Source organism: Stutzerimonas azotifigens DSM 17556, from assembly GCF_000425625.1.
GTDB lineage: Bacteria > Pseudomonadota > Gammaproteobacteria > Pseudomonadales > Pseudomonadaceae > Stutzerimonas > Stutzerimonas azotifigens.
Genome location: NZ_KE384415.1, coordinates 128,919 through 144,438 on the forward strand (window position 1 = coordinate 128,919; position 15,520 = coordinate 144,438).

Genomic DNA, 15,520 nt, shown 5'->3' on the forward strand with positions numbered 1-15,520 from the left:
CGTCGGCGCGGTCTCACCGGCCGGCGATCTTCCGGCCCCAGTCCCGTGCATTGGCGATCAGCCGCTGCTCGTCCATGCGCAGCAGCCGTCCGTCCTCGAGCAGTTGCTTGCCGCCGACCCAGAGGTGGCGCACCGAATCGCGGCCGCTGGCGTAGACCAGCTGCGAGACCGGGTCGTAGATCGGTTGCTGGGCCAGGCCGGAGAGGTCGAAGGCGACCAGGTCCGCGGCCTTGCCGACCTGCAATGAGCCGGTCCGCTCGTCGAGGCCCAGCGCACGAGCGCCGTTGAGGGTCGCCATGCGCAGCGCGCGGTGGGCGTCGAGCGCGGTCGCCGAGCCGGCCACGGCCTTGGCCAGCAGGGCGGCGGTACGGGTTTCGCCGAGCAGGTCCAAATCGTTGTTGCTGGCCGCGCCGTCGGTGCCGATCGCGACGTTGACGCCGGCTTCCCAGAGCCGCTCCACCGGGCAGAAGCCGCTGGCCAGCTTGAGGTTGCTTTCCGGGCAGTGGATGACGCTGCAGTTGTGCTCGACCAGCAGGGCGAGGTCTTCCTCGTTCACCTGGGTCATGTGCACGGCCTGGAAGCGCGGGCCCAGCAGCTGCAGCCGGGCCAGGCGCGCCAGCGGGCGCTCGCCGTTGCGCTCGACGGCCTCGCGCACCTCGTGGGCGGTCTCGTGCACGTGCATGTGGATGCCGACGTCCATCTCGGCGACCAGCACGCGGATGCTTTCCAGCTTGTCGTCGCCTACCGTGTAGGGGGCGTGCGGGCCGAAGGCCACCGAGAGGCGCGGGTGGTGCTTGATGTCGTCGTACAGCGCCACGCCCTTGCGCAGCGCCTCGTCGGCGTCGCGCGCGCCGGGGATCGGGAAATCCAGCACCGGAATGGCGATCTGGCAGCGGATGCCGCTGTTGTGCGCCACCTCGCTGATGACCTCCGGGAAGAAATACATGTCGGAGAAACAGGTGATGCCGCTTTTCAACTGCTCGGCGATCGCCAGTTCGCTGCCGTCGCGGATGAAGGCCTCGTCAACCCATTTGGCCTCGGCCGGCCAGATGTGCTCCTGCAGCCAGGTCATCAGCGGCAGGTCGTCGGCCAGGCCGCGGAACAGCGTCATCGCCGCGTGGCCATGGGCGTTGATCAGTCCCGGGCTGAGCAGCATGCCCGGCAGCTCGCGGGTTTCGGCGGCGGGGTATTTGAGGGCTTCGGCGCGCGGCGCGATGAGCGCGATACGTCCATCGCGGATGCCGAGGCCGTGGTCCTGCAACACCACGCCGGCCGGCTCCACCGGCACCAGCCAGGTCGGCAGCAATAGAAGGTCGAGGGGCTCGGCGGCGGGTTTGGGCATGGGCGGCGACCGGTCGGTGGCTAAAGCGCCGAGTGTAAAGCAAAGGCTCGCGGGCATCAGCCCGACGCGGCGAGCGCCGGTCGACTGTCAGGCCGCCGCCGCGCGCGTATAATGCCGGCCTTTTGAATTCGGGGTGGGGCGAAATGCGCGAGCGCTTGCTGGCAGCGGAAAAGGTGAAGGCCATCGAATGGCGCGACGGTACGCTGCACCTGCTCGACCAGCGCAAGCTGCCGATCGAGGAGCAGTGGCTGGCGTACGGCTCGGCCGCCGAGGTGGCGCGCGCCATCCGCGACATGGTCGTGCGCGGGGCGCCGGCCATCGGCATCGCCGCCGCCTACGGGCTGGTGCTTGGCCTGCGCGCGCGGCTGGCCGAGGGCGGCGACTGGCGGGCGGCGCTGGAGGCGGATTTCGAGGTGCTGGCCGACTCGCGGCCGACCGCGGTGAACCTGTTCTGGGCGCTCAACCGCATGCGCGAACGGCTGGATCACCTCAAGCCCGGCGAGGACCTTTACCCGGCCATGGAAGCCGAGGCGGTGGCGATCCACGACAGCGATCGCGAAGCCAACCTGACCATGGCGCAGTTCGGCGTCGACCTGATCCGCAAGCACATGGCGCGGCCGCAGAGCCTGCTGACCCACTGCAACACCGGGGCGCTGGCGACCGGCGGCTTCGGCACCGCGCTCGGGGTGATCCGCGCGGCGCACCTCGACGGCCTGATCGAGCGCGTCTACGCCGACGAAACGCGCCCGTGGCTGCAGGGCTCGCGGCTGACCGCCTGGGAACTGGCGGGCGAGGGCGTGCCGGTGAGCCTCAACGCCGACTCGGCGGCTGCGCACCTGATGAAGACCCGCAGCATCACCTGGGTGATCGTCGGCGCCGACCGCATCACCGCCAACGGCGACGTCGCCAACAAGATCGGCACCTACCAGCTGGCGGTCAACGCCATGCACCATGGCGTGCGCTTCATGGTGGTGGCGCCCAGCTCGACCATCGACATGAGCCTGGAGACCGGCGACGAGATCATCATCGAGGAGCGCCCGGGTCACGAGCTGCTGGAGGTGCACGGCCAGCGCTTCGCCGCGGAGGTGGAGGCGATCAACCCGGTGTTCGACGTCACCCCGGCCGATCTGATCGACGCCATCGTCACCGAGAAGGGCGTGGTCGAGCGTCCGGATGCGAAGAAGATGGCGGAGTTGATGAACCGTAAGCGGCTGCATTAAAAGCCCATAACGAGGCTGGAAGGCTGGAAGGCTGGAAGGCTGGAAGGCTGGACGAAGGGCAGGCTGCTTTTGTGGGAGGCCCGACCTCGGGGCGATTCCTTCCAGAGCGATGGCTTTCGGGCAGGCCTGTGGCCTACTGTCGCCGCGAGGGCGCGCCTCCCACAGGGTGGGTGTGAGCAGGCTGTTTTTATGGGAGGCCCGGCCTCGGGCGATTTCTTCCGGGGCGATGGTTTTCGGGCAGGCCTGTGGCCTGCATCGCCGCGAGGGCGCGCCTCCCACAGGTTTGGCGTAGCTGCGAGGCTGGGCTTGGCTGTGGGAGGCCCGCCCTCGGGGCGATTTCTGGTCGCAGGCAGAGCCTGCACCTGCAGGTGTTCACCGAGGCGACGGGCAGCGCCGTGCCTTTCCCTTCTCCCCCTGGGAGAAGGTGGCCCGCCGGGCCGGATGAGGGCGCGCGAGGCCTGGCCTCGGCGCGGGACTTTCCTGCCAGGTCGCCGAGACGGCGCGCCGCTCTTTCGTCCCGCCTCCAGCCTCCAGCGGCCCGTCGCCTTGTGGTATGATCCGGCGCTTTCGCACGACCTTCCGAAACAACAAGGATCCCGGCTTCCATGGGCGAACTGGCCAAAGAAATCCTCCCGGTCAATATCGAAGACGAGCTGAAACAGTCCTACCTCGACTACGCCATGAGCGTGATCGTCGGCCGGGCCCTGCCGGACGCGCGCGATGGCCTGAAGCCGGTGCACCGCCGTGTGCTTTTCGCGATGAGCGAGCTGGGCAACGACTGGAACAAGCCCTACAAGAAGTCGGCCCGTGTGGTCGGCGACGTGATCGGTAAGTACCACCCGCACGGCGACTCGGCGGTGTACGACACCATCGTGCGCATGGCCCAGCCGTTCTCGCTGCGCTACATGCTGGTCGACGGCCAGGGCAACTTCGGTTCTGTGGACGGCGACAACGCGGCGGCCATGCGTTACACCGAAGTGCGCATGGCCAAGCTGGCCCACGAGCTGCTGGCCGACCTGGACAAGGAAACCGTCGACTGGGTGCCGAACTACGACGGCACCGAGCAGATCCCGGCGGTCATGCCGACCAAGATCCCCAACCTGCTGGTCAACGGTTCCAGCGGCATCGCGGTCGGCATGGCGACCAACATCCCGCCGCACAACCTGGGCGAAGTCATCGACGGCTGCCTGGCGCTGATCGAGAATCCGGAGATCAGCATCGACGAGCTGATGCAGTTCATCCCGGGCCCGGATTTCCCCACCGCGGGCATCATCAACGGCCGCGCCGGTATCATCGAGGCTTACCGCACCGGTCGCGGGCGGATCTACATCCGCGCGCGCGCCGACGTCGAGGACATCGACAAGGTCGGCGGCCGCCAGCAGATCGTCATCACCGAGCTGCCGTACCAGTTGAACAAGGCGCGGCTGATCGAGAAGATCGCCGAGCTGGTGAAAGAGAAGAAGCTCGAAGGCATCACCGAGCTGCGCGACGAGTCCGACAAGGACGGCATGCGCGTGGTCATCGAGCTGCGCCGCGGCGAGGTCCCGGAGGTCATCCTCAACAACCTCTACGCCCAGACCCAGCTGCAGAGCGTGTTCGGCATCAACGTGGTGGCGCTGGTCGACGGCCAGCCGCGCACGCTGAACCTCAAGGAGCTGCTCGAAGCCTTCGTCCGCCACCGCCGCGAGGTGGTGACCCGGCGTACCGTCTACGAACTGCGCAAGGCGCGCGAGCGTGGCCACATCCTCGAAGGCCAGGCGGTCGCGCTGTCGAACATCGACCCGGTGATCGAGCTGATCCGGTCGTCGCCGACCCCGGCGGAAGCCAAGGATCGCCTGATCGCCACCGCCTGGGAATCCAGCGCCGTGGAGGCCATGGTCGAGCGCGCCGGCGCCGACAACTGCCGCCCCGAAGGGCTCGATCCGCAATACGGTTTGCGCGACGGCAAGTACTACCTGTCCCCCGAGCAGGCCCAGGCCATCCTCGACCTGCGCCTGCACCGCCTGACCGGCCTGGAGCATGAGAAGCTGCTGGCCGAGTACCAGGAAATCCTCGGCCAGATCGGCGAGCTGATCCGCATCCTCACCGACCCGGTGCGCCTGATGGAGGTCATCCGCGAGGAACTCGAGGGCGTCAAGCGCGACTTCGGTGATGCGCGCCGGACCGAGATTCTCGAGTCGCGCCTGGACCTGACCCTGGCCGACCTGATCACCGAGGAAGAGCGCGTCGTCACCATTTCCCATGGCGGCTACGCCAAGTCCCAGCCGTTGACCGCGTACCAGGCGCAGCGTCGCGGCGGTCGTGGCAAGGCGGCCACCGGGGTGAAGGAAGAGGACTACGTCGAGCACCTGCTGGTGGCCAACAGCCACACCACGCTGCTGTTGTTCTCCAGCAAGGGCAAGGTGTACTGGCTCAAGACCTACGAGATACCGGAAGCCTCGCGCACCTCGCGCGGGCGGCCGCTGATCAACCTGCTGCCGCTTTCCGAAGGCGAGCGAATCACCGCGATGCTGCCGGTGAACATCGCCGCGCTGATCAAGCAGGCCGAGGAAGAGGCGACTCTGATCGAGGACGGCGAAGTCGTCGTGGTCGAGTCTGAAGACGGCGAGGAGGGCGATGCCGCTCCGGTCGACAAGACCCGCGGGCCGTTCGTGTTCATGGCCACCGCCCTGGGCACGGTGAAGAAGACCCCGCTCAAGGAGTTCGCCTTCCAGCTGCAGAAGGGCAAGATCGCCATCCGCCTGGAAGAGGGCGACGAGCTGGTCCGCGTGGCGCTGACCGACGGCAACAGCGACGTGCTGCTGTTCGCCTCCAACGGCAAGGCGGCGCGCTTCGACGAGAACAAGGTGCGCTCCATGGGCCGTACCGCGGCCGGCGTGCGCGGTATCCGCCTGGCCGACGACGCTCGCGTGGTGTCGCTGATCGTGGCCGCCGAGGGCGACATCCTGCTGGCCACCGAGCGCGGCTACGGCAAGCGCACGCCGCTGGAGGAGTTCACCAAGAAGGGTCGCGCCACCCAGGGCATCATCGGCATCGTCACCAACGAGCGTAACGGAAACCTGGTCGGCGCCGTGCAGGTGCTCGAGGGCGAGGAGATCATGCTCATCTCCAACCAGGGCACCCTGGTGCGCACGCGGGTTTCCGAGGTCTCCTCGCAGGGCCGCAACACCCAGGGCGTGACCCTGATCAAGCTGGCGCCGGACGAGCATCTGGTCGGCCTCGAACGCGTCCAGGAGCCGTCCGAAGAGGACGTGCTGGAGGACCTCGAGGACACGCTCGGCGAGGACGCTCTGGAGAAGGAAATGCCGGTGGTCAGCACCGAGCCGAGCGAGGACGAGCTGCTCGGCGGTGGCGGCGACGTGCCGCCGGACGTGGTGCCGACCGACGACGACCTGGGCGACTGAGGCGCGAGGCGCCGGGCGCCTCGTCACCGAAGCATCCATGCGCCGCGGAAGGGGAACCTCCGCGGCGCGATAACGAAGACCGGTCGGCCGCAGCCGACCACGCGTGGAAGCCAGGCAGTGCTTTCGGGGCCTGGCGTAGATGGCAATCGACAGGCTTTTGAGAGACCAACGATGAACAAACGTGCCTTCAACTTCTGCGCCGGCCCGGCCGCGCTTCCCGAGCCGGTGCTGCAGCGCGCCCAGGCCGAACTGCTGGACTGGCAGGGCAAGGGACTGTCGGTGATGGAGATGAGCCACCGCAGCGACGAATTCGTGTCCATCGCCGAGAAGGCCGAGCAGGACCTGCGCGACCTGCTGTCGATTCCGTCGAACTACAGGGTGCTGTTCCTGCAGGGCGGTGCCAGCCAGCAATTCGCCCAGATCCCGCTGAACCTGCTGCCCGAGGGCGGCCGGGCCGACTACGTCGACACCGGCATCTGGTCGAGGAAGGCCATCGACGAGGCGCGCCGCTTCGGCAACGTCAACGTCGCCGCCAGCGCCAAGCCGAACGACTACTTCAGCATTCCCGCGCAGCGCGACTGGCAGCTGTCGAAAGACGCCGCCTACCTGCACTACACGCCCAACGAGACCATCGGCGGCCTGGAGTTCGACTGGATTCCGGACGTCGGCGAGGTGCCGCTGGTGGCCGACATGTCCTCCACCATCCTTTCCCGCCCGCTGGACGTGTCGCGCTTCGGCCTGATCTACGCCGGCGCGCAGAAGAACATCGGGCCCAGCGGCCTGGTGGTGGTCATCGTCCGCGAGGACCTGCTCGGCCGCGCGCGCAGCAGCTGCCCGACCATGCTCGACTACAAGGTCGCGGCCGACAACGGCTCGATGTACAACACCCCGCCGACGTTCGCCTGGTACCTGGCCGGCCTGATCTTCCAGTGGATGAAGGAGCAGGGCGGCGTCGAGGCGATGGGGCAGGTCAACGATCGCAAGCAGCGCAAGCTGTACCAGGCGATCGATGCCAGCGCGCTGTACAACAACCCCATCGCGCCGGCCGATCGCTCGTGGATGAACGTGCCCTTCCGCCTGGCCGACGAGCGCCTGGACAAGCCGTTCCTGGCCGGTGCCCAGGCCCGCGGCCTGCTCAACCTCAGGGGCCACCGCTCGGTGGGCGGCATGCGCGCGTCGATCTACAACGCGGTCAGCGAGGGCGCGGTCGATGCCCTGCTGGCCTACATGGCGGAGTTCGAGAAGGAGCACGGCTGATGAGCGAGGCCGACCAGCTGAAGGCATTGCGTGTCCGGATAGACAGCCTGGACGAGCGCATCATGGAGCTGATCAGCGAGCGGGCGCGCTGTGCCCAGGAAGTGGCCCGGGTCAAGTCCGCGTCGCTGCCCGAAGGCGAGCTGCCGGTGTACTACCGCCCCGAGCGCGAGGCCTGGGTGCTCAAGCACATCATGGAGCTGAACAAGGGCCCGCTGGACAACGAGGAGATGGCGCGGCTGTTCCGCGAGATCATGTCCTCCTGCCTGGCGCTGGAGCAGCCGCTGAAGGTCGCCTACCTCGGCCCGGAAGGCACCTTCACCCAGGCCGCGGCGCTCAAGCACTTCGGCCATGCGGTGATCAGCCAGCCGATGGCGGCGATCGACGAGGTGTTCCGCGAGGTGGTCGCCGGCGCAGTGAACTTCGGCGTGGTGCCGGTGGAGAACTCCACCGAGGGCGCGGTGAACCACACCCTCGACAGCTTCCTCGAGCACGACATGGTGATCTGCGGCGAAGTGGAGCTGCGCATCCACCACCACTTGCTGGTGGGCGAGACCACCAAGACCGACCGCATCACCCGGATCTATTCGCATGCCCAGTCGCTCGCGCAGTGCCGCAAGTGGCTCGATGCGCACTATCCGAACGTCGAGCGGATCGCCGTCTCGAGCAACGCCGACGCCGCCAAGCGCGTCAACAGCGAGTGGAACTCGGCGGCCATCGCCGGCGACATGGCTGCGCAGCTCTACGGGCTGAGCAAGCTGGCCGAGAAGATCGAGGATCGCCCGGACAACTCCACGCGCTTCCTGATCATCGGCAACCAGGAAGTGCCGCCGACCGGCGACGACAAGACCTCGATCATCGTCTCCATGCGCAACAAGCCCGGCGCGCTGCACGAGTTGCTGATGCCGTTCCACACCAATGGTATCGACCTCACGCGCATCGAGACCCGCCCGTCGCGCAGCGGCAAGTGGACCTACGTGTTCTTCATCGACTTCGTCGGCCACCATCAGGACCCGCTGATCAAGGACGTGCTGGAGCGGATCAACGGCGAAGCCGTGGCGCTGAAGGTGCTCGGGTCGTATCCGAAGGCGGTGTTGTAAGAGGCTTTCCCTCACCCCCGGCCCCTCTCCCGAGGGAGAGGGGAGAAAAGCGGCTTGATCCCCGCTGCGTAAATCCCCCTCTCCCCACGGGAGAGGGGCTAGGGGTGAGGGAGAAGAGGATAAACCAGTAACGAAGGAAGGCACGGATGCCAACCTCACACAAGCCATTGCCGGACTGGCGCAGGCAGCGGGCCCGGGCTTTGCGCGGCGATGCCACCGATGCCGAGGCGTGCCTCTGGTATTACCTGCGCGCCCGGCGCCTGGGTGGATTGAAGTTCCGCCGGCAGCATCCCATGCCGCCGTACATCCTCGACTTCTACTGCGAGACGGCCAGGCTCGCCGTGGAGCTGGATGGCTCCCAGCATGGTGAAAAGGCCGACGGGCGGCGGACGTTGAGGCTCGAGGCGCAAGGGGTTATGGTGCTGCGCTTTTGGAACGACCAGATGCTGAAGCAGACCGCTTCGGTGCTGGAAGAGATCTACCGGGTGGCGACCGAGCGTCAGCGGGCCCTCGATCCTGATGCCTCGCCAGGGAGCGGGGAGTGAAGGTTGGGAGGCTGGGTGCGGCAGGCCCTCACCCCTAGCCCCTCTCCCGTGGGGAGAGGGGGACGAAGCAAAGCGGTAAGCCGATGCGCATGGTGGCGGTCGGTACAGAGGGAAGGCTGGTGCAGCGGGCCCTCACCCCTGGCCCTCTCCTGTGGGGAGAGGGGAACGAAGCAAAGCGGTAAGCCGATGCGCATGGTGGCGGTCGGTACAGAGGGAAGGCTGGGTGCGGCAGGCCCTCACCCCTGGCCCCTCTCCCGTGGGGAGAGGGGAACGAAGCAAAGCGGTAAAAAGCCGATGCGCATGGTGGCGATCGGTACAGAGGGAAGGCTGGGTACAGCGGGCCCTCACCCCTAGTCCCTCTCCCGTAGGGAGGGGGGATGGCTGGTGGTGGGGGCGATGCCGCCCTGCTTGTCTCCCCTCTCCCTCGGGAGAGGGGCGGGGGTGAGGGAAGGCCTCACCAGAAAGGAAAGCCACGCCGATTTTTCATCCAACCCCCGTACACTTCCGCGGGCCTACAGGAAGCCCCGTCCGAACCGGTGGGTGAAAGCGAAGCGGTTCGATAACCAAGAGATATGGCAATGACCTGCGATTTTCTCGCCCTGGCGCAGCCGGGTGTCCAGAAGCTGTCCCCCTACGTCCCCGGCAAGCCGGTCGAAGAACTGGCGCGCGAGCTCGATCTCGACCCGGCCAACATTGTCAAGCTGGCGAGCAACGAGAACCCGCTCGGGCCAAGCCCCAGGGTTCTCGACGCGATCCGCGGCGCGCTACCGGAGCTGACCCGCTATCCGGACGGCAACGGCTACGAACTCAAGCGCGCGCTGGCCGACCGCTACGGAGTGGGGCTGGACCAGGTCACGCTGGGCAACGGTTCCAACGACATCCTCGAACTGGTCGCCCGCGCCTATCTCGCGCCAGGGCTGAACGCGGTGTTCAGCGCGCACGCCTTCGCCGTCTATCCGATCGCCACCCAGGCGGTCGGCGCGGCCAGCAAGGTGGTGCCGGCGCGCGACTGGGGCCATGACCTGCCGGCCATGCTCCAGGCCATCGACGCCGACACCCGCGTGGTGTTCCTCGCCAACCCGAACAACCCGACCGGCACCTGGTTCGGCGCCGAGGCGCTGGCCGCGTTCCTGGCGGACGTGCCGGAGCACGTGCTGGTAGTGCTCGACGAGGCCTACATCGAATACGCCTCCGGCGACGAGCTTCCGGACGGCCTGCAATTCCTCGCGCGCCACCCGAACCTGCTGGTTTCCCGCACCTTCTCCAAGGCCTACGGGCTGGCCGCGCTGCGCGTGGGCTACGCACTGTCCTCGGCAAAAATCGCCGACGTGCTGAACCGCGTCCGCCAGCCGTTCAATGTCAACAGCCTGGCCCTGACCGCGGCCTGCGCCGCGCTCGGCGACCAGGACTACCTGGCCCGCAGCCGCGCCCAGAACGATGCCGGCATGGCGCAGCTCGAAGCCGGTCTGCGCGAACTGGGCCTGGCGTGGATTCCCTCGCGCGGCAACTTCATCGCGGTCGACTTCGGGCGCGACGCCGCGCCGATCAACCAGGCGCTGCTGCGCGCCGGCGTGATCGTGCGTCCCGTCGCCGGCTACGGCATGCCGAGCTTCCTGCGCGTATCGATCGGCACCGAGGCGGAGAACGCACGCTTCCTGGCGGTGCTGCGCCAGGTGCTGAGCGCGTGAGCCAGGCGCTCGAACGTCGGCTCGACCAGCCGATCGTCGGCCGGCTGACGGTCATCGGGCTGGGGCTGATCGGCGGCTCCTTCGCCAAGGGACTGCGGGCGGCCGGTGCCTGCCGCGAAGTGGTCGGCTTCGACCTGGACGCCGGCTCGCGCCAGCTCGCCGTCGAGCTCGGGGTCGTCGACCGCTGCGCCGAGAGCCTGGCCGAGGCCTGCCGGGGCGCCGATGTCATCCAGCTGGCGGTACCGATCCTGGCCATGGAGCGGTTGCTGACCGAGCTGGCACAGCTGGACCTTGGCGAGGCCATCCTCACCGACGTCGGAAGCGCCAAGGGCAACGTGGTGCGCAAGGCGACCGAGGTCTTCGGCGCCATGCCGGCGCGCTTCGTGCCCGGCCATCCGATCGCCGGTTCGGAACAGAGTGGCGTTATCGCGGCCAAAGGGTCGCTGTTCCGCCGCCACAAGGTGATCCTGACGCCCGTTCCGAACACCGCGCCCGACGCGCTCGATCGGATCGACGCGCTGTGGCGCGCGCTGGGGGCGGACGTCGAGCACATGGACGTCGAGCACCACGACGAGGTGCTGGCCGCCACCAGCCACCTGCCACACCTGCTGGCGTTCGGGCTGGTGGATTCGCTGGCCAGGCGGCACGAGAACCTGGAGATTTTCCGCTACGCCGCGGGCGGCTTTCGCGACTTCACCCGAATCGCCGGGAGCGATCCGGTGATGTGGCACGATATCTTCCTCGCCAACCGTGAGGCCGTGCTGCGCATCCTGGACGCCTTCCGCCACGATCTGGATGGCCTGCGCGCGGCGGTCGACGAAGGAGACGGGCACCAGCTGCTGGGCGTGTTCACCCGCGCCCGGGCGGCCCGCGAACATTTCAGCAAAATACTGGCTCGCAGAGCCTATGTGGACGTTATGCATTCCAATGACCTGATCTTCCTGGCCAGTCCCGGTGGCAGCCTGTCCGGCCAGATTCGTGTGCCCGGCGACAAATCCATTTCCCACCGCTCGATCATGCTCGGCTCGCTGGCTGAAGGCGTGACCGAGGTCGAGGGCTTCCTCGAGGGCGAGGATGCGCTGGCGACCATCCAGGCGTTCCGCGACATGGGGGTGGTGATCGAGGGGCCGCATCAGGGCAGGGTGACCGTCCACGGAGTCGGCCTGCACGGCCTGCAGCCGCCGCCCGGGCCGCTCTACCTGGGCAACTCCGGCACCTCCATGCGCCTGCTCAGCGGGCTGCTGGCGGCGCAGCCGTTCGATACCACGCTCACCGGCGACGCCTCGCTGTCCAAGCGCCCGATGAACCGCGTCGCCAAGCCCCTGCGTGCCATGGGCGCGGTGATCGAGACCGCTTCCGAAGGCCGGCCGCCGCTGGTCATCCGCGGCGGGCAGCGGCTGTCCGGGATGCACTACGAGATGCCGATGGCCAGCGCCCAGGTCAAATCCTGCCTGCTGCTCGCCGGCCTCTACGCCGCCGGCGAGACCTCGGTCACCGAGCCGGCGCCGACGCGCGACCACACCGAGCGCATGCTGCGCGGCTTCGGCTATCCAGTGGCGGTGGAGGGCCGCACCGCCCGCGTCGAGAGCGGCCACACGCTGACCGCCTGCCATATCGAGGTGCCGGCGGACATTTCCTCGGCGGCCTTCTTCCTGGTCGCCGCGAGCATCGCCGAGGGTTCCGAACTGGTCCTGCAGCACGTGGGCATCAATCCGACCCGCACCGGGGTGATCGACATCCTCAAGCTGATGGGCGCCGACATCCAGCTGGAAAACCAGCGCGAAGTCGGCGGCGAGCCGGTGGCCGACCTGCGCGTACGCTCGGCCAGGCTCCAGGGCATCGACATCCCGGAAGACCTGGTGCCGCTGGCCATCGACGAATTCCCGGTGTTGTTCGTGGCGGCGGCCTGTGCCGAGGGGCGGACCATCCTGCGCGGCGCCGAGGAGCTGCGGGTCAAGGAGTCCGACCGCATCCAGGTGATGGCCGACGGCCTGCAGACGCTCGGCGTGAAGGCCGAGCCGACCGCCGACGGCATCATCATCGACGGCGGGCCGATCGGCGGTGGTGAAGTCTGGGCCCATGGCGACCATCGCATCGCCATGTCCTTCAGCGTGGCCTCGCTACGTGCCAGCGCGCCGATCCGCATCCACGACTGCGCCAACGTCGCCACCTCCTTCCCGAACTTCCTGGCGCTGGCCAAGCAGGCCGGCATCCGCGTAAGCGAAGAGGGCAACTCATGAACACGCCATCGCCCGTGATCACCATCGACGGCCCGAGCGGGTCCGGCAAGGGCACGATCGCGGCACTGCTCGCCCGCCAGCTCGGCTGGCACCTGCTCGATTCCGGCGCGCTGTACCGGCTGCTGGCCTTCGCCGCGCGCAACCACGGCGTCGACCTGACCAACGAAGAAGCGCTCAAGGTGCTCGCCGCGCATCTTGACGTGCAGTTCGACGGCCGGATTCCAGGGCAGGGGCCGACCATCGTGCTGGAAGGCGAGGAAGTCACCCAGGCCATCCGCAACGAGCAGGTCGGGGCAGGGGCCTCGCAGGTCGCCGCCCTGCCGGCCGTGCGCGAGGCGCTGCTGCAGCGTCAGCGGGCCTTCCAGGAGCCGCCGGGGCTGGTGGCCGACGGCCGCGACATGGGCACCGTGGTATTCCCGGACGCGCCGCTGAAGATCTTCCTCACCGCCAGCGCCGAGGAGCGTGCTCGCCGCCGGTACGAGCAGTTGAAGGCCAAGGGGGATGATGTTAATCTCGCGAGTCTTCTTGAGGAGATACGGGTGCGCGACGAGCGCGACACCCAGCGCGCGGTGGCGCCGCTCAAGCCGGCGGATGACGCCATTCAGCTGGATTCCACCACGCTCTCCATCGAAGAAGTGCTGAACCTGGTGCTCAGCGAGGCGGCCAAGCGCGACCTCGTCAGCTAGCAGGCGTTGCAAGGATGATCGGGGCTCGCGCATGGGCGCGGCCTCGAATCAAGGAGGCGTGCGGGAGACCAGACACAGTCCCGCAGGCCTTTTTTTATATGAACGAGCCCGCGTCGTCTGGGATGCGGAAGTTGGACGGTCATGCCGTCCGCAACAGCAGGAATCAACATGAGCGAAAGCTTCGCAGAACTTTTTGAAGAAAGCCTGAAATCCCTCGACATGCAGCCGGGCGCCATCATCACCGGCATCGTGGTCGACATCGACGGTGACTGGGTCACCGTGCATGCGGGCCTGAAGTCCGAGGGCGTCATCCCGGTCGAGCAGTTCTACAACGAACAGGGCGAACTGACCATCAAGGTGGGTGACGAGGTCCACGTCGCACTGGACGCGGTTGAAGATGGCTTCGGTGAAACCAAGCTGTCCCGCGAAAAGGCCAAGCGTGCCGAGTCCTGGCTGGTTCTCGAAGCTGCGTTCAACGCCGAAGAAGTCGTCAAGGGCGTCATCAACGGCAAGGTCAAGGGTGGCTTCACCGTCGACATCAACGGCATCCGCGCGTTCCTGCCGGGTTCGCTGGTCGACGTCCGTCCGGTGCGCGACACCACGCACCTGGAAGGCAAAGAGCTCGAATTCAAGGTCATCAAGCTCGACCAGAAGCGCAACAACGTCGTCGTCTCCCGCCGCAGCGTGCTGGAAGCCGAGAACAGCGCCGAGCGTGAAGCCCTGCTGGAATCCCTGCAGGAAGGCCAGCAGGTCAAGGGTATCGTCAAGAACCTCACCGACTACGGCGCGTTCGTCGACCTGGGCGGCGTGGACGGCCTGCTGCACATCACCGACATGGCCTGGAAGCGCATCAAGCATCCGTCGGAAATCGTCAACGTCGGCGACGAGATCGACGTCAAGGTGCTGAAGTTCGACCGCGAGCGCAACCGCGTCTCCCTGGGCCTGAAGCAGCTGGGCGAAGACCCGTGGGTCGCCATCAAGGCCCGTTACCCGGAAAACACCCGCGTCATGGCCCGCGTCACCAACCTCACCGACTACGGCTGCTTCGCCGAGCTGGAAGAGGGTGTGGAAGGCCTGGTGCACGTCTCCGAAATGGACTGGACCAACAAGAACATCCACCCGTCGAAGGTCGTTCAGGTCGGCGACGAAGTGGAAGTCATGGTTCTGGACATCGACGAAGAGCGCCGTCGTATCTCCCTGGGCATCAAGCAGTGCAAGTCCAACCCGTGGGAAGACTTCTCCAGCCAGTACAACAAGGGCGACCGCATCTCCGGCACCATCAAGTCGATCACCGATTTCGGTATCTTCATCGGTCTGGAAGGCGGCATCGACGGTCTGGTGCACCTGTCCGACATCTCCTGGAACGAGGCGGGTGAAGAAGCCGTTCGCCGCTTCAAGAAGGGCGACGAGCTGGACACCGTTATCCTCTCCGTGGATCCGGAGCGCGAGCGCATCTCCCTGGGCATCAAGCAGCTGGAAGACGATCCGTTCTCCAACTACGTCGCCCTGAACGACCGCGGCAGCATCGTGCGCGGCACCGTCAAGGAAGTCGACGCCAAGGCCGCCATCATCGACCTGGGCAACGACATCGAAGCGACCCTGAAGGCGTCCGAAATCAGCCGCGACCGCGTCGAAGACGCCCGCAACGTGCTGAAGGAAGGCGACGAAGTCGAAGCCAAGATCATCAGCATCGACCGCAAGAGCCGTGTCATCAACCTGTCCGTCAAGTCCAAGGATGTCGAGGACGAGAAGGACGCGATGACCCAGCTGCGCAACAAGCAGGAAGTGGAAAGCACCGGCCCGACCACCATCGGTGATCTGATCCGTGCTCAGATGGAAAACCAGCAGTAATACTGCCGAGTAACCATCCGCAAAAAAGGGCGACTTCGGTCGCCCTTTTTTGTGCCTTCAGGAAATCCCGTTGGAGTACCCATGTGAGGGGGCTTGTGTGGGAGGCGCGCCCCCGCGGCGACAGGCAGGCACAGCCTGCCCAACCAACCCAAAAGCTCGCCCCGAGGTCGGGCCTCCCACAGCCAAACCC

10 protein-coding genes are annotated in these 15,520 nt (G+C 67.1%); 9 read left to right on the forward strand and 1 reads right to left on the reverse strand.

Annotated elements, in window-relative coordinates; all coding sequences use genetic code 11:
- Window positions 1-13: 13 nt before the first annotated feature.
- The gene (locus H610_RS0118570; RefSeq protein ID WP_028241052.1) at window positions 14-1,342 is read right to left on the reverse strand and encodes a TRZ/ATZ family hydrolase; all 1,329 of its coding nucleotides are present in this window, start codon (window positions 1,340-1,342) and stop codon (window positions 14-16) included.
- Window positions 1,343-1,485: 143 nt separating this feature from the next.
- Between H610_RS0118570 and mtnA the strand changes: the two genes are divergently transcribed.
- The 9 genes from mtnA to rpsA all read left to right on the forward strand — a co-directional run bounded on the left by mtnA (window position 1,486) and on the right by rpsA (window position 15,330).
- Complete coding sequence (gene mtnA, locus H610_RS0118575) at window positions 1,486-2,562, forward strand: S-methyl-5-thioribose-1-phosphate isomerase (protein ID WP_028241053.1); 1,077 nt, start codon at window positions 1,486-1,488, stop codon at window positions 2,560-2,562.
- A gap of 605 nt (window positions 2,563-3,167) precedes the next feature.
- On the forward strand, window positions 3,168-5,966 hold the full coding sequence (gyrA, locus tag H610_RS0118580; protein ID WP_028241054.1) for a DNA gyrase subunit A: 2,799 nt from the start codon (window positions 3,168-3,170) through the stop codon (window positions 5,964-5,966).
- Between the two features lie 171 nt (window positions 5,967-6,137).
- A complete protein-coding gene (serC, locus tag H610_RS0118585) occupies window positions 6,138-7,223 on the forward strand; it encodes a 3-phosphoserine/phosphohydroxythreonine transaminase (RefSeq protein WP_028241055.1) in 1,086 nt (361 codons plus the stop codon).
- Window positions 7,223-8,320: a prephenate dehydratase gene (pheA, locus tag H610_RS0118590; RefSeq protein WP_028241056.1), complete on the forward strand. Its 1,098-nt coding sequence runs from the start codon at window positions 7,223-7,225 to the stop codon at window positions 8,318-8,320. The genes serC and pheA overlap by 1 nt, the downstream gene beginning before the upstream one ends.
- 146 nt (window positions 8,321-8,466) lie before the next feature.
- Window positions 8,467-8,865 (forward strand): endonuclease domain-containing protein, encoded by a 399-nt coding sequence (locus H610_RS24205; protein ID WP_051231865.1) that lies wholly within the window; start codon window positions 8,467-8,469, stop codon window positions 8,863-8,865.
- Between the two features lie 578 nt (window positions 8,866-9,443).
- On the forward strand, window positions 9,444-10,553 hold the full coding sequence (gene hisC, locus H610_RS0118600) for a histidinol-phosphate transaminase (RefSeq protein WP_028241057.1): 1,110 nt from the start codon (window positions 9,444-9,446) through the stop codon (window positions 10,551-10,553).
- Entirely contained in the window at window positions 10,550-12,793 is a 2,244-nt protein-coding gene (locus tag H610_RS0118605; protein ID WP_028241058.1) for a bifunctional prephenate dehydrogenase/3-phosphoshikimate 1-carboxyvinyltransferase, read from the forward strand. Before hisC ends, H610_RS0118605 begins: the two co-directional genes overlap by 4 nt.
- Entirely contained in the window at window positions 12,790-13,479 is a 690-nt protein-coding gene (gene cmk / locus H610_RS0118610; RefSeq protein ID WP_028241059.1) for a (d)CMP kinase, read from the forward strand. Before H610_RS0118605 ends, cmk begins: the two co-directional genes overlap by 4 nt.
- Before the next feature lie 168 nt (window positions 13,480-13,647).
- Window positions 13,648-15,330, forward strand: coding sequence for a 30S ribosomal protein S1 (gene rpsA / locus H610_RS0118615; protein ID WP_028241060.1), 1,683 nt, complete (start codon window positions 13,648-13,650; stop codon window positions 15,328-15,330).
- Window positions 15,331-15,520 lie beyond the last annotated feature (190 nt).

Coding starts and splice junctions, on each gene's coding strand:
- H610_RS0118570 (WP_028241052.1), bottom strand. CDS start 1,342: ATGCCCAAACCCGCCGCCGAGCCCCTCGACCTTCTATTGCTGCCGACC.
- mtnA (WP_028241053.1), top strand. CDS start 1,486: ATGCGCGAGCGCTTGCTGGCAGCGGAAAAGGTGAAGGCCATCGAATGG.
- gyrA (WP_028241054.1), top strand. CDS start 3,168: ATGGGCGAACTGGCCAAAGAAATCCTCCCGGTCAATATCGAAGACGAG.
- serC (WP_028241055.1), top strand. CDS start 6,138: ATGAACAAACGTGCCTTCAACTTCTGCGCCGGCCCGGCCGCGCTTCCC.
- pheA (WP_028241056.1), top strand. CDS start 7,223: ATGAGCGAGGCCGACCAGCTGAAGGCATTGCGTGTCCGGATAGACAGC.
- H610_RS24205 (WP_051231865.1), top strand. CDS start 8,467: ATGCCAACCTCACACAAGCCATTGCCGGACTGGCGCAGGCAGCGGGCC.
- hisC (WP_028241057.1), top strand. CDS start 9,444: ATGACCTGCGATTTTCTCGCCCTGGCGCAGCCGGGTGTCCAGAAGCTG.
- cmk (WP_028241059.1), top strand. CDS start 12,790: ATGAACACGCCATCGCCCGTGATCACCATCGACGGCCCGAGCGGGTCC.
- rpsA (WP_028241060.1), top strand. CDS start 13,648: ATGAGCGAAAGCTTCGCAGAACTTTTTGAAGAAAGCCTGAAATCCCTC.